At 42.3% G+C, this 24718-nt stretch carries 25 protein-coding genes and 1 tRNA gene; 10 read left to right on the top strand and 16 right to left on the bottom strand.

Features of this window, described 5'->3' with window-relative positions:
- Positions 1 to 186: 186 nt before the first annotated feature.
- The 3 genes from ptsP to ykzS form a co-directional block, all read right to left on the bottom strand.
- Positions 187 to 1914 carry a phosphoenolpyruvate--protein phosphotransferase gene (gene ptsP / locus FFM78_RS09095; protein ID WP_137638126.1) on the bottom strand — a complete coding sequence of 576 codons (1728 nt, stop codon included), beginning with the start codon at positions 1912 to 1914 and terminating at the stop codon, positions 187 to 189.
- On the bottom strand, positions 1914 to 2180 hold the full coding sequence (locus tag FFM78_RS09090; protein ID WP_137638125.1) for a phosphocarrier protein HPr: 267 nt from the start codon (positions 2178 to 2180) through the stop codon (positions 1914 to 1916). The genes ptsP and FFM78_RS09090 overlap by 1 nt, the downstream gene beginning before the upstream one ends.
- Before the next feature lie 190 nt (positions 2181 to 2370).
- On the bottom strand, positions 2371 to 2559 hold the full coding sequence (gene ykzS / locus FFM78_RS09085) for a protein YkzS (protein WP_137638124.1): 189 nt from the start codon (positions 2557 to 2559) through the stop codon (positions 2371 to 2373).
- A gap of 231 nt (positions 2560 to 2790) precedes the next feature.
- Between ykzS and FFM78_RS09080 the strand changes: the two genes are divergently transcribed.
- The 3 genes from FFM78_RS09080 to FFM78_RS09070 all read left to right on the top strand — a co-directional run bounded on the left by FFM78_RS09080 (position 2791) and on the right by FFM78_RS09070 (position 6683).
- Positions 2791 to 5034: an ATP-dependent Clp protease ATP-binding subunit gene (locus FFM78_RS09080; protein ID WP_137638123.1), complete on the top strand. Its 2244-nt coding sequence runs from the start codon at positions 2791 to 2793 to the stop codon at positions 5032 to 5034.
- 223 nt (positions 5035 to 5257) lie between these two features.
- Positions 5258 to 5533 (top strand): DUF1827 family protein, encoded by a 276-nt coding sequence (locus tag FFM78_RS09075; RefSeq protein WP_137638122.1) that lies wholly within the window; start codon positions 5258 to 5260, stop codon positions 5531 to 5533.
- 40 nt (positions 5534 to 5573) lie between these two features.
- Positions 5574 to 6683, top strand: a complete 1110-nt coding sequence (locus FFM78_RS09070; protein ID WP_137638121.1) for a MucBP domain-containing protein — start codon at positions 5574 to 5576, stop codon at positions 6681 to 6683.
- Between the two features lie 148 nt (positions 6684 to 6831).
- Here FFM78_RS09070 and FFM78_RS09065 read toward each other — a convergent pair whose 3' ends face one another.
- From FFM78_RS09065 to FFM78_RS09055, 3 genes are all read right to left on the bottom strand, one after another.
- The gene (locus tag FFM78_RS09065) at positions 6832 to 8430 is read right to left on the bottom strand and encodes a peptide chain release factor 3 (RefSeq protein ID WP_137638120.1); all 1599 of its coding nucleotides are present in this window, start codon (positions 8428 to 8430) and stop codon (positions 6832 to 6834) included.
- A 52-nt stretch (positions 8431 to 8482) separates the two neighbouring features.
- The gene (locus tag FFM78_RS09060) at positions 8483 to 9814 is read right to left on the bottom strand and encodes a hemolysin family protein (protein ID WP_137638119.1); all 1332 of its coding nucleotides are present in this window, start codon (positions 9812 to 9814) and stop codon (positions 8483 to 8485) included.
- A 119-nt stretch (positions 9815 to 9933) separates the two neighbouring features.
- Entirely contained in the window at positions 9934 to 11064 is a 1131-nt protein-coding gene (locus tag FFM78_RS09055; RefSeq protein WP_137638118.1) for an AI-2E family transporter, read from the bottom strand.
- Positions 11065 to 11324: 260 nt separating this feature from the next.
- On the opposite strand from FFM78_RS09055, the gene FFM78_RS09050 reads away from it, so the two are divergent.
- A complete protein-coding gene (locus FFM78_RS09050) occupies positions 11325 to 11756 on the top strand; it encodes a GNAT family N-acetyltransferase (protein ID WP_137638117.1) in 432 nt (143 codons plus the stop codon).
- A 75-nt stretch (positions 11757 to 11831) separates the two neighbouring features.
- On the opposite strand, the gene ntdP is transcribed toward FFM78_RS09050, so the two are convergent.
- Together ntdP and recX are read right to left on the bottom strand one after the other, a co-directional pair.
- Positions 11832 to 12365 carry a nucleoside tri-diphosphate phosphatase gene (gene ntdP / locus FFM78_RS09045; protein WP_137638116.1) on the bottom strand — a complete coding sequence of 178 codons (534 nt, stop codon included), beginning with the start codon at positions 12363 to 12365 and terminating at the stop codon, positions 11832 to 11834.
- 116 nt (positions 12366 to 12481) lie between these two features.
- Complete coding sequence (gene recX / locus FFM78_RS09040; RefSeq protein ID WP_137638115.1) at positions 12482 to 13288, bottom strand: recombination regulator RecX; 807 nt, start codon at positions 13286 to 13288, stop codon at positions 12482 to 12484.
- 171 nt (positions 13289 to 13459) lie between these two features.
- Here recX and rlmD point away from each other — a divergent pair, with 171 nt between their 5' ends.
- Together rlmD and FFM78_RS09030 are read left to right on the top strand one after the other, a co-directional pair.
- Positions 13460 to 14857: a 23S rRNA (uracil(1939)-C(5))-methyltransferase RlmD gene (rlmD, locus tag FFM78_RS09035; RefSeq protein ID WP_137638114.1), complete on the top strand. Its 1398-nt coding sequence runs from the start codon at positions 13460 to 13462 to the stop codon at positions 14855 to 14857.
- Between the two features lie 92 nt (positions 14858 to 14949).
- Positions 14950 to 15273: a heavy metal-binding domain-containing protein gene (locus FFM78_RS09030; RefSeq protein ID WP_137638113.1), complete on the top strand. Its 324-nt coding sequence runs from the start codon at positions 14950 to 14952 to the stop codon at positions 15271 to 15273.
- Positions 15274 to 15334: 61 nt separating this feature from the next.
- Here FFM78_RS09030 and galU read toward each other — a convergent pair whose 3' ends face one another.
- A complete protein-coding gene (gene galU, locus FFM78_RS09025; protein WP_137638112.1) occupies positions 15335 to 16219 on the bottom strand; it encodes a UTP--glucose-1-phosphate uridylyltransferase GalU in 885 nt (294 codons plus the stop codon).
- Between the two features lie 107 nt (positions 16220 to 16326).
- Complete coding sequence (locus FFM78_RS09020) at positions 16327 to 17277, bottom strand: YihY/virulence factor BrkB family protein (RefSeq protein WP_223877048.1); 951 nt, start codon at positions 17275 to 17277, stop codon at positions 16327 to 16329.
- A gap of 232 nt (positions 17278 to 17509) precedes the next feature.
- Here FFM78_RS09020 and FFM78_RS09015 point away from each other — a divergent pair, with 232 nt between their 5' ends.
- Positions 17510 to 17962 (top strand): flavodoxin, encoded by a 453-nt coding sequence (locus FFM78_RS09015; protein ID WP_137638111.1) that lies wholly within the window; start codon positions 17510 to 17512, stop codon positions 17960 to 17962.
- A 69-nt stretch (positions 17963 to 18031) separates the two neighbouring features.
- On the opposite strand, the gene FFM78_RS09010 is transcribed toward FFM78_RS09015, so the two are convergent.
- Positions 18032 to 18646, bottom strand: a complete 615-nt coding sequence (locus FFM78_RS09010; RefSeq protein WP_137638110.1) for a TetR/AcrR family transcriptional regulator — start codon at positions 18644 to 18646, stop codon at positions 18032 to 18034.
- A 332-nt stretch (positions 18647 to 18978) separates the two neighbouring features.
- On the opposite strand from FFM78_RS09010, the gene FFM78_RS13870 reads away from it, so the two are divergent.
- Both FFM78_RS13870 and FFM78_RS09005 read left to right on the top strand, forming a co-directional pair.
- Positions 18979 to 19143: a hypothetical protein gene (locus FFM78_RS13870; RefSeq protein ID WP_171001867.1), complete on the top strand. Its 165-nt coding sequence runs from the start codon at positions 18979 to 18981 to the stop codon at positions 19141 to 19143.
- A gap of 202 nt (positions 19144 to 19345) precedes the next feature.
- On the top strand, positions 19346 to 19609 hold the full coding sequence (locus FFM78_RS09005; protein ID WP_137638109.1) for an ArpU family phage packaging/lysis transcriptional regulator: 264 nt from the start codon (positions 19346 to 19348) through the stop codon (positions 19607 to 19609).
- Positions 19610 to 20514: 905 nt separating this feature from the next.
- Here the strand turns inward: FFM78_RS09005 and FFM78_RS09000 are convergent.
- The 5 genes from FFM78_RS09000 to FFM78_RS08980 form a co-directional block, all read right to left on the bottom strand.
- Positions 20515 to 20588 (bottom strand) — tRNA-Arg (locus FFM78_RS09000).
- Between the two features lie 345 nt (positions 20589 to 20933).
- Complete coding sequence (locus tag FFM78_RS08995) at positions 20934 to 21347, bottom strand: DUF3284 domain-containing protein (RefSeq protein WP_137638108.1); 414 nt, start codon at positions 21345 to 21347, stop codon at positions 20934 to 20936.
- A gap of 68 nt (positions 21348 to 21415) precedes the next feature.
- The gene (locus FFM78_RS08990) at positions 21416 to 21754 is read right to left on the bottom strand and encodes a PTS lactose/cellobiose transporter subunit IIA (RefSeq protein WP_137638107.1); all 339 of its coding nucleotides are present in this window, start codon (positions 21752 to 21754) and stop codon (positions 21416 to 21418) included.
- Positions 21747 to 23000: a DEAD/DEAH box helicase gene (locus tag FFM78_RS08985; protein WP_137638106.1), complete on the bottom strand. Its 1254-nt coding sequence runs from the start codon at positions 22998 to 23000 to the stop codon at positions 21747 to 21749. Before FFM78_RS08985 ends, FFM78_RS08990 begins: the two co-directional genes overlap by 8 nt.
- A complete protein-coding gene (locus FFM78_RS08980; RefSeq protein WP_137638105.1) occupies positions 22990 to 24000 on the bottom strand; it encodes a Gfo/Idh/MocA family protein in 1011 nt (336 codons plus the stop codon). The genes FFM78_RS08985 and FFM78_RS08980 overlap by 11 nt, the downstream gene beginning before the upstream one ends.
- Before the next feature lie 227 nt (positions 24001 to 24227).
- Between FFM78_RS08980 and FFM78_RS08975 the strand changes: the two genes are divergently transcribed.
- A complete protein-coding gene (locus FFM78_RS08975; protein WP_137638104.1) occupies positions 24228 to 24584 on the top strand; it encodes a DUF4828 domain-containing protein in 357 nt (118 codons plus the stop codon).
- Positions 24585 to 24718: the final 134 nt, after the last annotated feature.

The following is a 24718-nucleotide window of genomic DNA, read 5'->3' as shown; positions in this document are numbered from 1 at the left end:
TAGTGGGAATCCCCCCAAAGCGCAAATAACTGTCCTTTTGAAGCAGACTTTAATCATTGTCACCTATTATAACTGAACCCTTGGCAAAAATAATCACACGAAAGTCTGAGTTTTCTCTCGGCAATCCGGCTTCCATTTAGAAAATGGCATAAAAAAAACGCCGATCACTCGACGTTTCTGATTTAATTAAGCTTGTTGGGTTGCAGCCTTGACCAAGGCAATAACGTCTTCATTGGTTTCAGCATCAGCTAATGCTTTATCCGCTAAAGTCTTCATTTCCTTAGTATCTAACTGCTTCATTAAGCTACGGATCTTCAAGATCGAAGTCGCGCTCATCGAATATTCGTCTAAGCCCATGCCGACTAGCAATGGAACCATAACCGAATCACCAGCGGCCTCACCACACATACCAGCCCATTTACCTTCAGCATGTGCTGTATCAATGATCCGCTTAACTAAGCGTAAGATTGATGGGTTGTAAGGTTGGTAAAGGTAAGAAACGTGTTCATTACCACGATCGGCAGCCATTGAATATTGAATCAAGTCATTGGTACCAATACTAAAGAAATCAGCATATTTAGCCAATTTGTCAGCAATAACTGCCGCTGCAGGGATCTCCATCATCATACCAACTTCGATCTTATCAGCAACAGCAACACCGGCAGTAACTAATTTAGCCCGTTCCTCATCATAGATTGCACGCGCCTGCTTAAACTCATTAACGGTAGCAATCATTGGGAACATGATCGCTAAATTACCGTAGTTAGAAGCCCGTAGCAAAGCCCGCAATTGCGTCCGGAAAATATCTTGCCGATCAAGACTGATCCGAATCGCCCGGTAACCTAAGAATGGGTTCATTTCTTCTGGTAAAGGTAGGTATGGTAAATGTTTGTCGCCACCGATATCCATTGTCCGGACAACAACTTGATTGCCGTTCATACCTTCGAGTGCCTTTTTATAAGCCGCAAACTGTTCATCTTCGGTCGGTAATTCTGCTGAATCCATGTATAAGAATTCAGAACGGAACAAACCAACAGCCTCAGCACCGTTATCAGTTGCACCAATAACGTCGTCAGGAGTACCGATATTAGCTGCGGTGATAAAGTTCTTACCATCTTTAGTAACAGTCTGTTCGTTTTTCAACTTTTCCCATTCAGCTTTTTGGGCTGCAAAATCTTTAGCAGCTTGATCGTACTTAGCAACATCTGCATCAGTTGGATCTAAAATAGCATCGCCAGTATTACCGTCAACGATCACCATTTGGTCTTCGCTAATAGTCGTTGTTGCCTTTTCCGTCCCAACAATTGCTGGGATCTCAAGCGAACGCGCCATAATTGCTGAATGGCTGGTCCGACCACCTAAATCAGTGATGAACCCTTTAACGTATTTACGATTTAATTGTGCCGTATCACTAGGTGTCAAATCATGAGCAATGATCACGACTTCTTGATCGATCAAAGCCGGATTAGGTAAAGTAACACCTAATAAGTGGCTCATTACCCGTTTAGTGACATCACGAACATCAGCGGCACGTTCCTGCATATATGGATTGTCAGTCATTGCTTCAAACATACCGACAAACTGCGTCGAAACATCCTGCAAAACTTGTTCTGCATTGGTTTTATCATTCTTGATGCCGGTCTCCACTGCACCAACAAATTCTGGGTCAGCTAAAATCATCATGTGCGCATCAAATACTTGGGCTTCTTCTTCACCTAAGCTTTTGGCGGCAATATCACGAATCTTTTGTAATTCTTCAGTTGAAGCTGTCACTGCCGCCTGTAGACGGGCAACTTCGTCATCAACCAAGTCGATCGACTTCTTTGAAAATGATAAATCAGGTTGAACAAGTAAGTAGGCTTTTGCGCGTGCAATGCCGTCACTAGCAGCAATCCCTTTTAACATTTCCGTCATTAGTCTGATAAACCTTCTTTTGTCATAGTATCGGCAATTGCAGCAACAGCGTCAGCCTCGTCAGCACCTTCAGCTGAGATCGTGACATCAGCGTCTTTACCAACGCCAAGGGACATGACGCCCATAATTGATTTCAAGTTAACGGACTTACCTTTATATTCTAAGTTAATATCCGAATTGAATTTACTTGCTGCTTGTACTAACAATGTTGCGGGACGGGCATGAATACCTGTTTCAGCAATAATATGAAAATCGCGTTTTTCCATGATTAATCATTCTCCTTTAGCGTTTAAAAAGTTTATGTTAGGGTTTTCCTTTTAATTGAATCCAAATTAGGGTCGCCCTTTCAACATTTAAGACTACCATTTTTCAAACGGCGCGACAACCTTTTTTATCGCCTAAACCAGTTAGATATATGCCATCTTGCCGTGAATTTTCAAGAAAGTTTACTTGTGGCTACTGTTTTGTCCCTTTTTCAAAATGATAGACAACATTGCCTCCCCGTTGTGCCTCACCGACAATACTTTTCCGTTGTGGGAATTGCAGCCAAGCCGTTCGAAAAGCATAAAAATCAGCTTGGGCTACCGCGATTTCTTCACGTTTGCCAGCGGCTAATTCTTTAATCTGAGTTAAATAATCGGTCATAATTTTTGCCTCATTTCCTTACCTATACTAAACTGGCATTGTAAGCAAAATTTTCTAGAATTGCAAATTAGCACTCGAAAATTTTTCTGCTAAAAAATAGGTTCAAACACTTGTATTCCATTTAACTGGATGTATAATACTGTTTGAAGGTCAAAGTTAGTCAAACAAATTTTGATCTTTTAGAAATGAGCTACGTTACAAAAACTCGTACGAAAGGTTGTGAAGCAATCTATGCTGTGTCAAAATTGTCGCAAAAATGAAGCAACGATTCACTTGTACACCAATGTAAACGGCGCACGTAAGCAAATCGATCTCTGCCAAAACTGCTATCAACAATTAAAGCAGCAACAGCAAGGTGGACAACCGCGCAACGCCGGTCCAAGTGATCCATTTGGTTTCAGTAACTTAGACGATATTTTCCGTGCCATGGGTCAAGGTGGCATGGATGCTAATCAGCAAATGGGTTACGAACAAGGTCCCCAAACCCAAGCTGGGCGCAACGGCGGCGGTCGTGGACCTAACGGTAATGGCGGTCAAGGTTTATTAGCCCAATTTGGGGTCAATTTAACTAATCTCGCTCGCCAAGGTAAGGTTGATCCAGTTATTGGTCGGGATAAAGAAATTTCTCGGGTCATTGAGATCCTTAATCGGCGGACTAAAAACAACCCTGTTTTGATCGGTGAAGCTGGGGTCGGTAAAACTGCCGTGGTTGAAGGCTTAGCCCAAAAGATCGTGGCTGGACAAGTTCCTCAAAAATTACAAAGCAAAGAAGTTATTCGCTTAGATGTTGTTTCTTTAGTTCAAGGAACTGGGATTCGGGGGCAATTTGAACAACGGATGCAACAGTTAATGGATGAAGTGCGCAAGAATACTAATGTGATCCTCTTCATTGACGAAATCCATGAAATCATGGGTGCTGGTAACGCCGAGGGTGGTATGGATGCCGGTAACGTTTTGAAACCAGCATTGGCACGCGGTGATTTTCAATTAATGGGTGCCACTACTTTAAGTGAATATCGTAAAATCGAAAAAGACTCGGCACTTGAACGCCGTTTCCAACCAGTTCGGGTCGATGAACCAACTGTTGAAGAAACGATTCAGATCTTAAAGGGTCTACAAAAGAAATACGAAGACTACCATCACGTTAAATATACGGCTGATGCCATCGAGGCTGCCGCTAATTTATCTAACCGCTATATTCAGGATCGGTTCTTACCGGATAAAGCCATCGACTTATTAGATGAAGCTGGTTCCCGGAAGAACTTGACCATTGATACCGTTGATCCCAAAGTAGTCAAGGAAAAGATGGATCAAGCGGAACAACAAAAACAACAGGCTTTGAAACAAGAAGATTATGAAAAAGCGGCTTACTACCGTGATCAAGTTAATAAGCTTGAAAAGATGCAAAAAGATGATACGACCACTGAAGAAACGCCAGCGGTTAACGTTAAGGATATGGAACAGATCGTTGAAGAGAAAACCAACATTCCTGTTGGCGAGTTGCGCAGTAAAGAACATCAGCAACTTAAAACCTTAGCAACCGATCTGGACAATCACGTTATCGGTCAAACCGAGGCAGTGGACAAAGTGGCTCGTGCAATTCGGCGGAACCGGATCGGCTTTAATAAATCTGGTCGCCCAATTGGGTCCTTCCTATTTGTCGGTCCAACTGGGGTCGGTAAAACCGAACTAGCTAAACAATTAGCCCTTGAACTATTTGGTTCTGAAGATTCGATGATCCGTTTTGATATGAGTGAGTATATGGAGAAATTCTCGGTGTCCAAGCTGATCGGGTCACCTCCTGGCTATGTTGGCTATGAAGAAGCAGGCCAATTAACTGAGCAAGTACGGCGGAATCCGTATAGTCTAGTTTTACTTGATGAAATCGAGAAAGCACATCCCGATGTTATGCATATGTTCTTGCAGATCTTGGATGACGGACGTTTAACTGACGCTCAAGGCCGGACGGTCAGCTTTAAGGATACGATCATCATCATGACTTCGAATGCAGGTCAAGGTGATGCTGAGGCTAACGTTGGCTTTAGTGCCGCCGCCTCTGGCAATACCCACTCCATTTTGAATCAATTGTCAAACTACTTCAAACCTGAATTCTTGAATCGTTTCGACGATATCATTGAATTCAATTCCTTGAAGAAACAAGACTTAGTTCAAATCGTTGATTTAATGTTAAACGATGTTAATAAGATGACCGCTGATCAAGGCTTAACGATCCATGTCACTCAACCAGCTAAAGAAAAATTAGTTGATCTTGGTTACAATCCGGCAATGGGTGCCCGGCCACTACGGCGAGTTATCCAAGAACAAATCGAAGATCGCATCGCAGATTACTACCTGGATCACGCAGAAACTAAAAACTTATCCGCCGGCGTTAAAGATGACCAGATCGTGATCGGCCCTTATCAACAACCAACTGAGCCAGATACCTCAACTAAGGCTGAGAAAACGGACGATTAATCGCGCTATGACTTAAAGTTACAAAAAACCGCTAAATTTAGCGGTTTTTTTTTGCGCTCAAAGCTGCTTAACACAAAACACCTAAACGATTTAGTAAAAGTTACCTAATTATGCTTTTATCGTGAATTTTATTTTGTTTTACCCCAATTTCCACTATAATGTAAGTGTCATCATTCGTTTGTTTTTAAGCGTCGCACAATTAAAATAAAGGGAGTGCGCATCCATGCAACTAAAAGAAGTTACTGCAGATTATCAAACCTTAGTTACTAGTCAATTGAACAATACTGATGCAACCACCATCCAAATTTTTGCCTTAGATGATACTTTAGTGATCTTCACACAGGCTCCAGAGCATAATGAGATCTTGTTAACTAATCGGAAACGCAATATTGCTCCCACAGAAATCGACTACGCATTGGAGCACCTTGCTAATTGTACACGTGCTGATGTTAATGTGATCACTTCTGAAAAGTTAGCCGAGATTTCATTAACTAATTGATTGCATTGTCGTGTCCAGTCCGAAAGGAGGTGTAGACCAAATGAATTTTTTAAAGCGACTCAAAACGTTTTTTAATCCGCAGCAGGTGGCTACCGTACAATTACCACTAGGCGAAAATTATCAACCGATCGCTCGGCGGCGACCAGTTCTTTTACCTTCAGCGACCCAGAATGCTTATTTACCGATCACCAGCACCCAATTGCAGCCGAGTACCCATGTACAGCCAGATTCGTTTGTATTGGTTTTTTATTATACAGAAACTGGTGAAACATTGGCGCGGCCTCAAATCGTCAGCGGTGTCCGCGGGCAGGCCTTTAACATTACGGAACATCAATTTGCTGATTACTATCTGAGTCGAATTGAAAATTATCATGGTTATTTTGTTTACCCGCAAGCCATTATTCAATTGATCTACGCCCATCAGCCGGCTGCTCCCGTAATCGTTTTTCATTTTGATGAAAACCATCACTTATTGACGTCACCGGAATATTTAGTTGGTCTATTGGGGCAACATTATGAGACGCATTTCTTAGAATCACGCCGTTATCGCGTCCAACACGTGACAACTAATCAAGTAGGCCGCTTCGGTGCCCACACGAAGATCGTCACCTATTCATATCGTTTACGTCACATTCGCTGGGCTAATCGGTATTTAACTGGCTTCGTTCGCCTAACTACGGACGTGGTCAGCTACCGCACACCAAATGGCGAACCATTGGCAGACAAATTGCCGGTCAATACAATTTGGCGAGTTTATCAAAAAGTACAAACAACTGATCGAAAAACGTGGTACGATCTGGGTAGCCAGTGGGTGCCCACCGCTAACACTGAGCGGATCGACCGTTACCAACAACCACAAGTGCGGACCATTGCGGCGCCAACCTTCCAACAAGCCGCGGTAATTCCAGGCTCCCGACGCGCGGTTGTTGATTTTATTCCTAGACGCGCACTACGAACTTGGACCCAACCCTATGGTGATCCAGCTAATTATTTACAACACGGCCAGATCGTTAACATTATTCACGGGGTTATTTTAGCCAACAATAGTGTTTGGTATGAGTTAGAAGATCATACTTGGCTGGAAGAACACTACTTACGCTTACTTTCAGCCGGACAAAATTTTCCAACCCCGATCAAACGTGTAAAGTAAAAAACGGATTCAACTGTTTTTGATCATCGCCCAATTTTCAGTTATAATGCGGGCTAAAAAGCGGACTGCTATCTTTTATAATAGCAATCCGCTTTTAATTTACATTGATATGAGTTGCTGTCCGTACAGCACTTATTCTGAAATCAGGTTATTCACCGATCGCATCCGTTGATAATTTTTCAGTCAGCTTAATCTCGGGATATTTTTGTTTAAACCAGCGTTCGGCAAACTGATTTTCAAATAAGAACAATGGTGCCCCAGCCCGATCACGAACCAATAAATTACGTGATGATGACATCTTCTCATCTAATTGCGCCGGATCGATCCAACGCGCAATTTTCTCGCCCATTGGTTCCATGACCACGTCAGAATTATATTCGTTTTTCATTCGGAATTGGAAGACTTCAAACTGCAATTGCCCTACTGCACCTAAAACGTAATCATTAGTCAAGTAAGTCCGATAAAGCTGAACGGCACCTTCTTGGACCAATTGTTCCATTCCTTTATGAAATGACTTTTGCTTCATCACGTTTTTAGCAGTAACTTTCACAAATAATTCCGGTGTAAATTGTGGTAAATTTTCGAACTGAATATTATGCTTGCCGGTATAGATCGTATCACCAATTTGGAAGTTACCGGTATCGTACAAACCAACAATATCCCCAGCAACTGCTGTTTCCACGACTTCGCGACTGTCGGCCATAAATTCAGTCGAATTAGCTAGCCGTAATTTACGTTGCGTGCGCTGTAAAGTGACATCCATGCCCCGGTCAAATTCACCAGAACAAATTCGAATAAAAGCGATCCGATCCCGATGATTAGGGTTCATGTTCGCTTGGATCTTAAAAACAAAACCGGAAAAGTTTTCATCCGTTGGGTTAACGACCTGTTCGGCCTGTGTTTTATGCGCCGCAGGAGCCGGTGCGTATTCCAGATAACTTTCTAAAAATGTTTTAACCCCAAAATTAGTCAGCGCTGAACCGAAGAACACCGGTGTTTGTTCACCTTTAGCGACTTTAGTAGCATCAAATTCGTTACCAGCTTCAAGCAATAATTGAACGTTTTCCAAGGCTTGTTGATAGATCGATTCTTTTTTTAAAGGGTGCTCACCGATGATCTGGCCAGTTTCGTCAACCGGTAAGTAGCGCTGACCAGCAGCATCTTCATGGTACAATTCGACCCGCTGGTTATGGATATCATATAGACCTTCCAAACCTTTGCCCATTCCGATCGGCCAATTCATTGGGTAAGCTTCAATATCTAGTAGATCTTCCAATTCAGCGATCAAGTCCAACGGTTCCCGCCCATCACGATCTAATTTATTCATGAACGTAAAGATCGGAATGCCGCGCATCCGACAAACCTTGAATAATTTTTTGGTTTGAGGTTCGATCCCTTTAGCAGCATCGATCACCATAACCGCGGAATCAACCGCCATCAAAGTACGATAAGTATCTTCAGAAAAATCCTCATGGCCCGGAGTATCCAAAATATTGATCCGTTTACCCTGATAATCAAATTGCATCACCGAGCTAGTGACTGAAATTCCCCGTTGCTTTTCAATTTCCATCCAGTCCGATTTAGCAAACTGCCCAGATTTCTTACCTTTGACTGTGCCGGCTTTCCGAATCACGCCACCAAACAGCAATAATTGCTCGGTGATCGTCGTTTTACCAGCGTCAGGATGGGAAATAATGGCAAAGGTCCGCCGCCGCTTGACTGCTGTTGCCAATTCTTTTTTTTCCATAATCGTTTCCTTCCGTAAAAAATTCGAGTCAGCGACTCGAATTTTAGTTGCTTCAATCTTCTACTGGCGCTGAAGCCACTGACTTATCTTCTGGTAAAGTCACTTTGACTTCCAATAAGCGTGATCCTTCCATTGCGCCTGTTTGTAATTCGATGCCATCAGTCAGGGTCAGGGTTAACTGTTGCCCTAATTCTGGAATCGTGCCTAATTCCGCCAAAGTATATCCAGCAATCGTATCGACATCAGGGCTATCAATATCTGTTGCAAATAATTCATTAAAATCATCTAACGGCATATTCCCCTTGACGATATAGTGATGTGGATCAAGCTGACGATATAGGATCTCTGCTTCATCCGATTCGTCATCAATTTCGCCGACAATCTCTTCCAATAAATCTTCGATCGACACCAGACCAACTAAACCACCATATTCATCCAATAAAATACTTAATTGATTTTGCGTTTTTTTAAATTCATAAAGTAAGCGGTCGATCATGATCGTTTCTGGAACAAACAATGGTTCCTGCATGACGTCAGCAATTTTAACGTTAGCAAAACCAACTTGATGTGCGCGTTGCAGTAAGTTCTTGATGTGAACGACCCCGATCACTTTATCCTTATCGCTGCGATAAATGGGGATCCGTGAATAATTTTGTTCCAAGATCAACTTAATATTGGCCGCATCATCATCTTCAATATTTAGCATAAAAGCATCTGTTCGCGGCACCATGACCTCACGAGCCATTTTGTCCTGCATGTCAATAATACCTTCGAACATTTGAAATTCATCGGCCTCAATGGCACCGGACTTTTGCCCGTGTTCGATCATTTCGATCATTTCTTCACGGCTTAATTCACGTTTAACTTCGTTATGAAAGGGCAGCCCCAAAACATGCGCCAGTCCGCGGGTCACGGTCATTAAAAACCATGCCCACGGCTGTAAAAAGCGCTGTGTGCTGAGTACGACTCCGCTGAAACGTTTAGCCACCCGTTCGGGATGATTCATTGCTAATTGTTGCGGTAATAAATTGGCCATTAATAACAATACTAATAGCGTCACCACAAACACAGCGATCCAAGCACTGATCGCCCCGAAACCAACTACTGGTAATCCCGCGCGTGCTAAATCTAAGACCATTAACCCGGCAATCAACTCGGCACTAAAACTAACACTACGCAAAGCCACTAAAACAGTCGCCTGGCGTTGTAGTAATTTCAACACACGGGTTGCTTTATGATCACCCGCCTTGGCCTCTTCATCTAAACGCTGAGTCGACACGTTAGTCATCAAAAACGCCAACGTGGCATAAAATAAACTTAATAACAAACAAACGACTAATACGATCAACTGTCCCCATATATGACTATCCGGGTCAGAACTCATCGACACATCCACTCCGTTCACTTCATTTACTGTCAAATCTTAGCATGAAAACCAGCATTTTTCAATTTTTGCTTGCTGCAAGCACTTAGTTTAAGCCATTAAAATACGCCGGTACCGCCTCACTTCACTGGGCCATGTTCCTTAGCAGCAATTTCAGTCACTTTATTTTGTTCGCGTAATTGATAGATCCCCCAGAAATACTGAACCACTGTTTTAACGATGGCGTAGAAAGGAATTGCTAATATCATTCCCAATAAACCGGCAATATTTCCGGCTACCAGTAATAGGATAATGATCGTCAGCGGATGGATCGATAACGTGCGCCCGATAACATTCGGATAAACAAAGTTGCCATCAATCTGTTGCACTACAACAACCACGACCACCACCAAAGCCACCATCATTGGTGAAACGGTAATCGCAATGATCAAAGCTGGTGCGATCCCAATATAAGGTCCAACATAAGGCATGATATTGCACAAACCGGCAATAAATCCTAATAAAAATGCGTAAGGCATGCCGATCAGAATATAGCCGAGAAATGTAAAAGTACCTACAAATAAACATTCAATTAATTGACCAGCAATATAGGAAGAGATTGTATTCCCCATTTTAACCAGCAAATCAGTAGCCTCCGCACGGTATCTTTGTGGTAAAAGCCGCTGCACATTAGGTATCAGACGCTGACCGTCCTTTAACATGTAGAAAAGCATCACCGGAATCGTGATCGCGGTCACCGCAACACTAGTCACCGTACCAACCACGGAACCAATACTACTAGTGAAGTATTTCAATAACGATTGCATCACATCACTAAAAGATAAGTTCATATCGGCAATCGCCTTCTGTACATCGGCACGTTGTAATACTGGATTTTTCATTAAACTTTTAGCTAAGCGCTCAGTATCCTTAGCAACACTTGGTAAGTTACCCAGTAATTGAGTAATTTGACTGATCAAATTGGGGATCACCGCCCAAATGATCAATGCCAAACCACCAAAAAAAATCAAAAAAACAATTAAGATCGCCCAATTACGAGATATTTTGATACGCCCCAATAATTTGATCAGTGGATTAAATAGATAAAATAAAAACCCAGAAATTAAAATTGGGACAAATAAAGTGGCAATAAAAGTCCCAATCGGGGAAAAAATAAACCCGATTTTTGTGCACATATAGATCAAGGTGGCTACGATCAACAATTCTAATGACCAGAACATTAAACGCGAACGACGGATCTGTTCAAACATCAGCAGGACTCCTTCTTAAATTTAAGTACAGCAATGAGTGCTCATTCTATTCCCAAACGGCAGCTGAAACCAGCTTAATGATACCCAGTCGCCAGTGCAAAATCAGCGACTAACCGCCAACAAGCAAACCCTTTTTTTAAACAGCGCCTAGATAATGTTATAATCATTCTACCAAACTTAATACCCGACCAACAGCGTAAACCGCGGATCGGATCATCAACTGAATATAATATTTAGCACTATAGCAGGAGGAAATACGCATGGAAGTTCGTCACACAACTGACTTAAGTAGCCCGATCTATCAGGCTGCCTTAGCTATTCGCAAAACTGTTTTTGTTCAAGAACAACAAGTACCGTTAAGTATAGAAATTGAAAATGAGGACAAGACGATTCATTTTGTCGGTTACGTTGATCACCAACCAGTGGCCACCGCTCGTTTACTACCAGAAAACGGCGGCTACCATGTTCAGCGCGTCGCCATTTTAAAAGCCCACCGTGGTCATGAATACGGACGGGAATTATTTGCTGCTTTAGAAACATATGCTCGGCAGCAAAAACGCTTGACGTTAACTCTAGGTGGCCAGGATCAGGCGCTAGGTTTTTATCAACGTTTAGGTTTCACACAAACGGCCCGCCCAGGATTTCTAGACGCAGGGATCCCGCATCATGAAATGCAAAAAAAGCTGGTTTAGCCACTCTGAGCTAAAAAACGACCAAGACAAATGTCTTAGTCGTTTTTATTATGCATCGATCCAATTGACTTCCGCTTACCGGTGGGCAAGTTCCAGGTAACGTTGATACCAGATATCAATATATTCTTGCGAGAAAGGTCCCTTATGGTGATCAGACCAATCAACCAGAATATTGACATTAGCTTTCAAAATCTTGTCTGTCGCATTGGAGTAATGCCAACGTTTGCTATTGGCTTCATATTCATCGACATCCAATAATTTTCGTTCGCCATCCGGAAAAATTTTGACATCCAAGTCATAATCAATATACTTTAGTGCTTCACGATCTAATACAAACGGTGAAGCTAAGTTACAGTAATACGAAACGCCGTTATCACGAATCATAGCAATCACATTAAACCAATAATGCCGGTGGAAAAATATAATTGCTGGCTCCCGCGTTAACCAGCGCCGGCCATCTGACTCCGTTACTAAAGTATGATCATTGACTCCGATTATCTCGTTCTCCGATGTTTTTAAAATCATCGTGTCACGCCACGTCCGGTGTAAACTTCCGTCATGTTTATAACTTTGGATCGCGACCGATTCCCCTTCTTTCGGAATACGCATGCGCTGACCTACTTTCTGACGTTCATTACGTTGAAGTGATAACACCGAATTATCATGAACATTATATCAAAGTTTACACCAAATGACGAAATTTTATTACCAGACTTAGGCAAACGTTAATGCTTAGTCAACTTCACTTTTTTTTCCGTTAAAAATCGTTCAATTTGATCTAAAGCAAAGCCTTTCCGATAAAGCTGCTGTTTAGCCTTTTGCTGACGCTCATAGCCGCTGTAGCGCGCGGTTTTACGCCAAGTTTTTTCACCTTGTTCAACTAAGGCCGCCCATTCGCTGTCTTCGTCTTTAACTAAGTCCAACTGCCCAATAATTTGATTCGTTGTGTCACTATCAAATCCCTTTTGCCGTAAACCTAGCCGAATCTTTTGCTTGCGGGTGTTAAAACTTTGCTGACGATACCGCTTGGCTAATTTTTCGGCTAGTTTTAAACCATTAGTCAACAAAGTAGCGGGTTTAAATTCTTCTAAGGCAATGGTGATCAACTCAGACTTAACGCCTTTTTCACGTAATTTGGTCCGGATCACCTGGGGACCTTTATCGCTAGTTCGCATTGCGGTACGGACATAACTAGCCGCATAACCAGCATCATCCAATAAGTTAAGCTCATATAAACGGGCCACAACTTGCTGGCGCACTGCCAACGGAATATCATGTTGTTTCAAATAAATTCGCATTTCCATTTCCGTACGCAATTGGTACGATAAATAATTCAGTGCTAACTGATAGGCCTGCGCATGAGCTTCAGCGGTGTCGAGCTCCTTGCGCAACTCTGGCGTGATCTCCATTCCCTTGGCCAAACGAAATTGAATCAGCACACTTTCACTAACGGGAAAAGCATACACCTCATCGAGATAAATATTATAGCGACCCTTACGTTTTTGGGTTGTAATTTTCGTGATCGTCGGCATCGTGGTTGTGCCCTCCTTGCTCTATAAATCGTTTTGCTTTAATTATAACAAGCACCACTGCAGATGCAAATGTCTGTTCGCTTTTTCGCCACAGTTCGCGGCGCTATGTTATACTGGAACAGCAAATTTAAGCAGAAGTTTTTTATTTAAATTGAAATGATGGAGGAAATCATGCCTAAAGTTACTTATTTTCACAACATTCAAGTTGGTCAGCATTTTCCCTTAACGATCAAACGACTTGGCATCAATGGCGAGGGGATCGGCTATTATAAACGGACAATTGTTTTCGTTAAAGGTGCCCTACCTACAGAAGTGATCGTCGCCGAAGTGACGGCTATCGCGCCAAAGTTTGTGACCGCTAAAATTCATAAGCTGCGGCAAACTAGTGCACAGCGCGTTAGTCCTCGGGATGCCACTTATTATGGTCACGTTGGGGGAATTGAACTCGAACATTTAAGTTACCCGGCCCAGCTCGAATTTAAAGTCGATGTGATCCGACAAGCATTGGAAAAATTTAAACCCCGTGGCTACCAACATTACACCCTGCGGCCAACAATTGGTATGACCACCCCCTATGAATATCGCAATAAGGCGCAATTCCAAGTGCGGACAATTGCAGGGCATGTTGCCGCTGGTTTATACCAAGAACACAGTCATCAATTAGTGGATCTGAAAACATTTAGTACCCAACGGCCAATGACGATCCATGTGATTCGTCATGTTGCTGCTTTATTGGAAGAATTAGCCATCCCCATTTACGATGAAGAACAGAATTCTGGGATCGTTAAAACTTTAGTGGTTCGCGAATCTTTCAGCACTGGGCACCTGCAGCTTACTTTTGTAACTAATTCACGTAAATTACCGCACAAACGGGCGCTGCTCAGTCGCATTCAAGAAGAACTGCCGCAGGTCACTTCAATTATGCAAAACATTAATCAGGGCCGTACTTCGCTGGTTTGGGGAGCTGAAACCTTTAATCTTGCTGGGGACGACTATATTACTGAAACGTTAGCTGGGTTGACCTTTAAATTATCAGCCCGTGCATTCTTTCAGCTAAACCCAGCACAGACGGCCAAAATGTATGCCTTAGCTCGAGAAGCGCTACAATTAGCAGCTCATGAAAGTTTAGTCGATGCCTACTGTGGTGTCGGCACGATTGGCCTATCATTAGCGGACACCGCCAGTGAAGTTCGGGGAATGGATATTGTCCCGGCCGCCATTGCCGATGCACAGGCCAATGCTGCCTTGAATCAAATCACCAACGCCAAATATGAGGTTGGTAAAGCTGAAGAATTACTTCCCCAATGGTTAGCCGCTGGTTTTGCTCCTGATGCATTGGTTGTCGATCCACCACGAACAGGTCTCGATCCGGCACTATTGCAGGCAATTATTGATAGCCGCCCCCAAAAATTCGTTTACATCAGTTGCAACCCTTCAACCTTGGCTCGTGATTTAGTCAAACTCACTGCGGTCTATAATGTTGACTATATTCAATCGATCGATATGTTCCCACAAACTGCACGGGTGGAAGCAATTGTGCGCCTAGAAAAACGAAATCTTTACCGTTAAATCGTTTTCATATGGTAAACTAAACGTGTTTATGGTGGAAAACAATTTTGGCACTTCATGATTTTTATCATTAGAAGGAGGCTGCAATGCTTATGGACAACAAAATTTTAGTGACCACAACGGAACGGATTCCTGGAAAAGAATATGAAATTATCAGCGCAGTATTTGGCCTGACCACGCAGTCTAAAAATATTGCCCGCAATATTGGTGCCGGTCTAAAAAGTTTAGCTGGTGGCGAAATTCACGCCTATACAGAGCTGTTAACCGAGGCCCGGGATGTCGCCATCACGCGTTTACGCGAAAACGCCGTTGCCTTAGGCGCTGATGCCGTCGTCATGATGCGCTTCGATTCCGATTCGATCACTGACGGAATGGAAACCATTGCGGCGTACGGAACTGCGGTAAAATTTAAATAGATCAAGTAAATAGGCGTTCAGAATCGTTGCCGATTCTGAACGCCTATTTGGATTATGCCTATTAGTTCTGACTTAATTTATGGCCTAATTTAATAATGTAGTCGCGTAACTCATCCTTGATTTCTGGATGTTGCAGACCAAATTCAATATTAGTCGTTAAATAACCAAGTTTATTCCCTGTATCGTAACGTTTACCAGTAAACTCACGAGCAAAGACCCGCTGCGTTTTATTCATGTGGTCGATAGCGTCGGTTAATTGAATTTCGCCACCGGCATCTGGTTTTTGAATATTCAAACTATCAAAAATTTCGGGTGTAAATAAATAGCGCCCAATAATAGCCAAATCACTTGGTGCTTGATCTGGTTTTGGTTTCTCGACAAAACTTTGCACGTTGTACAAACCCTTTTCAGTTTCCGCAACTGGCTTGATCACACCATATTTAGAAACTTCATCATGGGGAACCTTTACAACGGCTAAAGTCGAAGCGTGAGTTTTATCGTAATCGTTCATTAACTGCTTAGTTAACGGAATCTTGGATTGCGTGATGTCGTCACCTAACATGACAACAAAAGGTTCGTCAGCCACAAAGTCCTGGGCCAACCGAACGGCATCGCCTAAGCCTTTAGGATAAGATTGTCGAATGAAAAACAAACGGACCCCAATATCAGTTGTGCTTTCAACTAATTTTAGCAACTTATCTTTATGCCGCTTTTTCAAAACCATTTCTAGCTCCGGCACCGAATCAAAATGATCCTCGATCGGCCGCTTGCCTTTACCAGTAATGATCAAAATATCTTCGATCCCGGCAGCTTTAGCTTCCTCAACTAGAAATTGAATCGTGGGCACATCCACGATCGGCAACATTTCCTTAGCCATTGCTTTAGTTGCCGGTAATAAACGCGTACCCAGCCCAGCAGCCGGGATAATTGCTTTACGAACCTTCATTATGTAACTACTCCTCCTTGCGAATTTCAACTTGGCGATTACGCCTAATGATTTAACGGAACAAAAATAGCCTCGCGGTTAGCGAAAGCGTCGTCAAATTAAATTCATTATACCGTATTTTTGCTTTCATTGGCAGTTTCCGTCTTTTTTCGTGAATGTAAATGTTGCATACGACCATTATTACGCTCTACTTCACCAAAAAAAGTGTACTGAAATACCACATTGATCATCGCACCAAACATCATGATCCAAGCAGAAAAATCCAGCCATAATAATAATACAATAAAAAAACCAATGGTTCCATAACTCAATACGGTTTGTGCAAAATAACGGACGTACAATGAAAACAATTGGGATAACAACAACCAGCCGATCGTGGTCAAAAGCGCCCCCGGCAGCACACTGCGCAGCCGTAATTTTACGTTAGGCAATAAATAATAAATCAAAACCAGCATTAAAAAAACCACCGTTGAGGTTACCGGCCATTTCAAAGTACTAAATAAATGCGGTAAACTAACTGGAATATTTAATAATGGCGTAACCCAATCCAAAACTTGCTGACCGAAACTGAAAATGACCACGATCATCACCAACGCGATTGCCAATAAAACAGTCATTAATAAGGAAATCGCCCGCAATAAAATTGGATTCTGTTGACCAAGCACGCCGTAAGTACGATCCATCATCCGTTTTAACGCGTTAACACCTCGGCTGCCGGCCCACCAAGTCCCGATCGCACCAATTGATAGCAGACTACTATTGCTATTGCCTTTAGGCATAAAATGTTCCGCAATCGGTAGAATTTGTTTAGCGATCGTAGGCGGGATTGCAGTAACCGCGTAATCAAGTATGTTCTGTCCATCAATATGTAACAGTGGCACCACGTTGCCGGCAAAGATGATCAAGGGAAACAACGAAAGTAGTTCCCAAAATGCGACGACCACCGCTGCATCATTGATACCTGAAGTTTTTAATTGGGCGATCAGCAGATAGACAAAACGCCATCTACGCTGACGTCGGTTCATAGGTAGCAGTTGCCGCGCCTTACTTTTAGCCAAATATTAGCCCTGCCTTCACTTAAAAAATCGCGCTTAAAAAGCGTCCTTCTTATTTTAGCACGAAAATACAGCGGTACCTAACACAACTAATTTACCATGAATATTTTCATCAGTCAGAATCTTTGCTATAATCAATCTGGATCGAAACAACTAATTTAGACATCCGATGATCGCTAAAACGATCTAGATTCACATTTTATTAAGTAAATTAATGCGTTAAAGGAGCGATTAGATGGCTAGTGCAAAAATAATTTATGCAAGTATGACCGGTAATAATGAAGAAATTGCCGATATTGTTTCTGAAGCCTTGGAAAATTTAGGAGTTGATGTTGATGTTAGCGAAATTTCGCAGGCCGACACTGAGGATTTCGCCGACGTTGACATTTGTATTGTCGCAACCTATACCTATGGTGATGGCGAACTACCTGATGAAGCCGTTGATTTCTACGCTGATCTACAAGAAGAAGACCTAAGCGGCAAGGTTTATGGTGTCTGCGGCTCCGGCGATACCTTCTATGATGATAGCTTTGGCAAATCCGTCGATGATTTCGCCGCTGCCTTTGAAAAAACTGGTGCCATCAAGGGGGCTGATATCGTCAAAGTCGATTTAGAGGCCGAAGAAGAAGATATTGAACATTTAGAAGCTTTCGCTAAAAGTTTAGTTGAAAAGACAGCAAGTTTATAGCACAAATTGAACCCATAAAAAGACGTCCCGTCTAAAATCGAATTGATTTTTAGACGGGACGTCTTTTTACTATATTTTAGTCAATTGATTTAAGCTTTGTAACGAATTAACGGTAATGGCACCATCTTCAAGCCGATCATTATGGATGAAATCATACAACGCGGCCTGTAATAAATTGATCACTTGTTTCTGGCTGATCGTAATAAAACCAGCCGAAACCAACGAAGCAACTCCCTGGGCAATGATCCACATTCCCGTGATTACATTTTCACGATTTGCCGCCGCTAGCTGTTGTGCTGGCTTATAAGCAGCCAGCACTCGGCGTCCGTAATGATAAGTGAAGTCCTGCATCGCATTGGCTCCAAAATGATCCTCAATAAAAATTGCCCGGTATAATTTTGGATTGTTTTCGGCAAATTGAATATAATCTAAGGCAAGATCTAGTATCCGATCACCAGTGACTTCTTGGTTAAAAACTTGACTAACTAAATAATGCTGCAACTTCACCAAAATTGCTTGCTTCAAGTCAGCCATTGAACCAAATTCTTGATATAGCGGTTGCGTTGAACAATCAATGGCATGAGCAACTTTGCGAGCAGTAAAATTGGCAAAGCCTTGCGTCACAACTAACTCATACGCAACCGTCAAAATTCTTTCCCGCGTGATTTCTTTTTTTCTAACCATTATCTGCGCCCCTAATCTGATTTAGTCATTGGCTTAAAAATAACAGAAGCCTGTGAATTTTTAACGAACACAATTTGAAATTTTCTCCATCACATACCGGCAACAAGTAACTTCCACGAAAATTCCTTCCTCCTGATTAATCATTGATGACAAATTTATTGACCGGTGCTGCATTTATTTTGCTTCAAAGCAGGATCATTCGTTATACTAACAATAAGTAAATGTCAGTCGTTTGGTGCACGCTCCTATGTAGCTTGAACGATTGCAAAAGGCCTGTTTTGAACACATGTTAACGCCCCCCTGATTATTAATATTTAAGGAGTGTGTCATCCATGACTAAACCAGAATCTAAGCTTAAGTTAGGCCAGCGTCTTTTGATAAAAGCTAAAACCTTTGCCGAGCATATTCAGCGTTCTGAACCTGCACCGTTGCCCTTAGCACTTGAACAAGTCAACGCGCGTAAACTTAATCGCGGCCCGCTGTACACCTTTGATTAGCACCATATATTTTTCGTAATTAGCCTAGTCGCGCTAGGCTTTTTAACTGGAATCAATAAAAAGTAACGAAATAGCAAAAATTCATTGCACAAAAATAGCCGCTACTCTCCTGAGCAACGGCTTTTGCTGTCTACACTTAATTGGATTGAAATGACCCCTACTGGAATCGATCCTATGGCAATTCAAATTACATTCCCTGAAATTGATGAAAAGAAATCTATATCATATAATTGGTGTTGCCAACGCTCAACAAATTGTTGCCGCAGCAAAAAATGCTGTTGCTTGCTGTGATGAACTTAGCCAGAATATTCTTACTCGCTTATACCTAACTACTTATCCACCCACTGGCACATCCCTAGCCTTTGAAATTGGTTACGGTTATACACAATTTAATCAACGTAAAAAAGAAGCCCTGTTACAATTTGCCGAAGCATTTATGAGTGGTGAATTGTTAGGATTAAAGTAAGTCCAAGGGAAAATTTCCCACGGCCGAGAGAACAATTGCGCTCGGCTAATTTTTTAAGCTCCTAAAGCTGTATTCTGACATTTCAGACACCCTAAAAAAGAATCAAGCAAAAGCACAGGTGGTGAATCACGACCCCCTGGCATGTTCATTTATGTTCACTTTCTAAGTAGGAATCAAGCCAAATAATTTAAGGTGTGATCACTTGCAATTATTGCTAATTTTGCTATTATGAGTATATAAAAAGCGAACACCGTTGCGGGGTGTTCGCCTAGCGTGAGTTATAGCACGTGGTAATTGGTGGCTAACCCTTTTTGTGGTTAGCTTTTTTTATTATCTCGTAAGCTTTGGCAAAGTTGATTGCCGCCCTTGAGAGAATAAAAAGTATCACGGCGTAAACTGTTTGGGCACCTCACACGTTACTAAGTGGCACATCAGCATCACCACCCGTTGTTATAGAAAAAGTGTAATGATATGGCTTTTGTGCTATATCACTAAGCCGCAATAGGGTAGCTACTCCCTAAATTGACCATGAACTAAGTATATAGGGCGTTGCCACTAATGGCAATATTGTTTGAGTATCTCCACACTTATCTGCAGATAGTGGCGCTATACGGCATCCCTATGGCATTTTATCTACTTGTTATTACTACTTATTACTACCTTTGGCTACTTAGTGCTACTCGATTTTACTAGTTGCTACTCGACAGTATAAAAATAGCCGCCACTCACTTAAGAGTAACGACTTTCCCGCCCGCAACTTAGTTCAATTTACTACCTACGTTTTTACCTACGTTCCACTTCAAACTATATCAAATCATATGAAACTTTATTTTGATATAAACGCCTTTGTTACGGTATTCATAGCGCTAATTTCAAACGCTATGAAACGATATAAAACAGTGCTATGACCCCTACTGGAATCGAACCGGTGACCTATCGCTTAGGAGGCGATTGCTCTATCCTGCTGAGCTAAGGGGCCATAACATCTATTATTTCATGCTTTTAGAATCTTGTAAATACTGTTACCTGACGATTTTAGTAAAATCGAGTTAAAAGGTTGCAAAAATAGGGTTTTATAGTATCCTAATAAGAATATTCAGTCCGTAGCGCCATATATTAAGGGAAGTGAATTTATGGTCGCCCTATTAACCATTGTACTGCTTGTTTTATATATTACCGGGTATAATCGCACACACATTGATGAACCCGCAAAAATTTGTAACCATCGTGGTGAGCACCCGCTAATTAAGCTTTAACTAAAAAAATCGCCTTTTTTAAGGCGATTTTTTTAATATTCAGCTCATTAAATTGAACACAATAATGGTTAATACGATTTTTCGATTTGTAAAAACATTTTTTTAAAGTTATGTCGGCGTAAACCACCTAACAAAGTATCGCTGACAAAGTCCAATAAGCGCTGGCGCCAAGCACGTGCAATAACTTTTTCTTCATAAATAATTTTACTTTTATCAGTTTCAACCGGTAGCATATCATACTTGACTTCATAACGATTAAACTCAGTGACCGTTTGATAATGATAGCTCCGATTAAGAATATTTTTAGTGATCGTCACTTGTGCACGGGTCGCATCATCTAACTGTTTTTGATAAGTAAAACCTTCTAACTGCGTTGCCGTAAGTCGTCGACCAGTATGCGCATGAATTTCAAAAAGTTCTGCGTCGATGATCTGATGGTAGAGAAACGCTGCGGGAACATTGAGTAGCTGTTCAATTTTCATTTACGGTCACCTCCATAAGCAATGTTCTGATTGGTTGTTAGTATACGCTATCCTTAGCAAAATTTAAATCATTCCGGCGTTTTTTTTGCTACCAATCCGGCAATTTTTTGGTATAGCGTGATCAGCTCACTAACTGCATCGCGATAGGTGATCGTACTCATCAAATGATCTTGGGCGTGGATCAACAATAGTGTCATCGGTACCGTTTGCCCCTGTGCCTCCCGCGTCAATAATGTGGTTTGCGCATTACGCGCATCATTTAATGCCGTGCCTGCCGCTTGCAAGCGCTGGCGAGCCAACACAAAATTATCAATTCTAGCCGCTGCAAGTGCTCCCTCCAATAAACTATGCGCTTGCGTACTGCTGGTCATAATTGTCATGACCTCGGCCACATTATGTTCAATCATGCTGGTCGCCTTCGTTCGTCTTTCTCCGTTTGCCTTTATTCAAGCGATTACGCTGCCGCTGTTTTTTCTTCTTTGGTTTAAGCGGCACTGCAGCTGGTTTGGTCACTGCCGGTTTTCTCCTTGGTTGCCGCAATTCATGTTCTGGCTTAGTAGTGGTCAATGTCCCTTGAAACAAATAACCGCGTGCTACTTGGTAACGGCTACGCACCAACTGTTTCAAATCACGATATTGACGTTCATTACCTAAGGTGATCACCCAGCCAGCATGGCCCATGCGGCCTGTCCGACCAGCACGATGAATATAGGTGATCAGATCCGGTGGTAGATCATAGTTGACCACCGCTGGCAAAGCCGCAATATCCAAACCACGACCAGAAACATCGGTGGTCAATAGTAACTTGATCTGCCGTTTGCGCAACGCATTTAAAGCTTGTTCTCGTTCGGTTTGTCGTAAATTACCATCTAAAATTGCCAGGGGCACATGCTGATGACGCAACACTTGGGCCACTTTTTCAAGTTCAGCTAAGGTAGCAAAGAAAACCAACCCATAAAAATCTTCCAAATTGCTTAGTCGCCGCAATAAATCACTGCGCTTGCGAATCGGCGCCTCTAAAAAAAGCTGTTGAACTTCACCAGCACTAGTATCTTCAGCCCGAACGTCAAAAGTTTTGACGGCTACGCCAAACCATTTCGGTAGCTCATCCAGAACCGGAATTTTAGTAGCCGAGAAAAAGGCTAACTGAGTTTCTCCTGGTGCTTTGCGGACAATATCCCGAATCATTTCCCGACTTTCATCAGTCAACAATTTATCGGCCTCATCAATAACAATGGTCTGTAAAGTGTGCATTTTAACCTTACGAAGCTCAACTAACTCTAAAAGTCGGCCTGGTGTAGCGACGATCACTTCAGGCTTTTTCTTTAAACGCTCGATCTGCCGCCGAACATTAGCACCGCCGACCACCGCCTGAATGTTAACGCCAGCCGCCTTAGCAAAGGGTTGGATCGCGGTTCGTTCCTGCATGGCTAGTTCTTGAGCCGGTGCTAAGATCAATAATTGTAAACCGTCACCTGGAACTACTTTTTCCAGCAACGGTAGCGCAAAGGCCAAAGTCTTCCCCGATCCAGTAGGTGCTAAACCTAACACTGAATCCTCAGACTTCAAGGGTTGATATACTGCGGTTTGAATCGCAGTTGGTGCTTCAAAACCTAGCGTTTGCCAAACCGGTTCAAAAATCTTACTGACCATTATTTTTCTGCTCCTCTATATCCGCAGCAAAGACGATTCCTGCTGAACGGCGTAAATCATACAAGACCTGATTGACCTGACGGCTTAATTTTAAAGCATTGATCGCCGCTTTACGATCATTCTCCGTAATAATCCGGTAAAAATCAGCTGCTTCATGGATCATTGGATTAGTCGCCGGTGTTGTCCCTAGCGCAACGGTCGTATCATCCTTATGCAAGGTAACTGTGGCTAAGTCGGCAGCATTAGGTCCTAATGCCAACGTTTCGTGTAACCCATAAATCTCCGATGGTAAATATGAAGTTGCGTTTTTACCAATAATCAACGTAACATCAAAATCTGGATAACGGAGGACAGCAGTACCGCGCCCATCAATGCCATTAGGCAATAAATTAGCGTAATAATGCAGCGCCTTAGGAACACCAAACCAAGTGACCGCATCGTAAACCACGTAAACACCTAAATCTTGGAGTGCACCGCCGGAAAAGCGCGGTGAAAAGATATTTGGCTCCTCGCCAGCTAAAAAGCGGTCATAACGGGAAGAATATTTCATATAACCTAACACAGCCCCTTGCAATTGATCCAACTGTCCAATTGCTTTGGTCACGGCTTTAAAGTTCGGCTCGTGAATATGGCGTGCCGCTTCAAACAAGAATAATTTCGGCTTATTTGACAACAACGCTAAAATATTGGCCATTTCGCTGGGATTAGAAAAAGCTGGTTTCTCAACGATCACATGCTTATCCGCTGCTAAGGCCAATTTAGTTTGTTCAAAATGTAAACTATTTGGGGAGGCAATATAGACTACTTCAAACTGACCTTCCGCAAAGAAACGATTTAAATCCGTAAAAGTTTCCGTTGCCTGATATTTGTCCGCTAATGTTTGTGCTTTTTCCTGACTACGCGAATAAACACTAGTCAACTGATATTTTTTAGTGGTCAAGGCTGCTTCAACAAATTGTTCAGTGATCCAATTAGTGCCGATGATCCCAAGTTTTAACATAACCGCACCTTTCCTTTCGCATGCTCTTTCTAGGCTTAATTTTACCTTAGTTGGCCTTAAAAAGCGATAATCCTGCGTGTAATTAAATACAACAAAATTCAGTTAGATTATTCACTGTATTTACCGCTATGGATGAGTTAAACGTGGTATCATGTAGCTATATTATTTAGGACTAACATAGACAAATTTTAAAGTTACGTTAACCAATGAAGAAGGTGCTAAGGCGTATGTTGAAAGGCTTTGTTGTTCGTGGTCAAAGATGGCTAAAAAAAATATCCTTACCAAAACTAAAGTGGCCGGCTAAAACTGAGCCACAGCATGACTTAGCGGCCATTTATATGGGAACGTGGCTATTTTATGATGCTAAGCAAGCCCGTCACCATCAATTACAGATTTCATCACAATTGGCCATTCATATTGACGGCCACCCTTTAGCCGGAACGGTCACCATATTAACCGCACAACGGTTACTTTTTCTCGATCAATATGGCTATGAGCTACAGATCACTGCAGTAGCCGAGCAACCTTACGAAATTTATGATGAAGCGGACCACCGTACTTATTCCATCCAAGCCAAACAATAAACTTAACAACCGTACTACAAGATAAAAAAATCCGCTGGTCGGTTTAAAAAGGCGCCACAACTTGGCTGTTGTGACTCCTTTTTTTGCATAAACGCCTTTCACTAAATTTTCAGAAAGCCATGCTATAATCCGCT

Source organism: Loigolactobacillus binensis, from assembly GCF_005405165.1.
Taxonomy (GTDB): domain Bacteria; phylum Bacillota; class Bacilli; order Lactobacillales; family Lactobacillaceae; genus Loigolactobacillus; species Loigolactobacillus binensis.
This window is presented reverse-complemented; position numbering and strand designations above follow the sequence as displayed.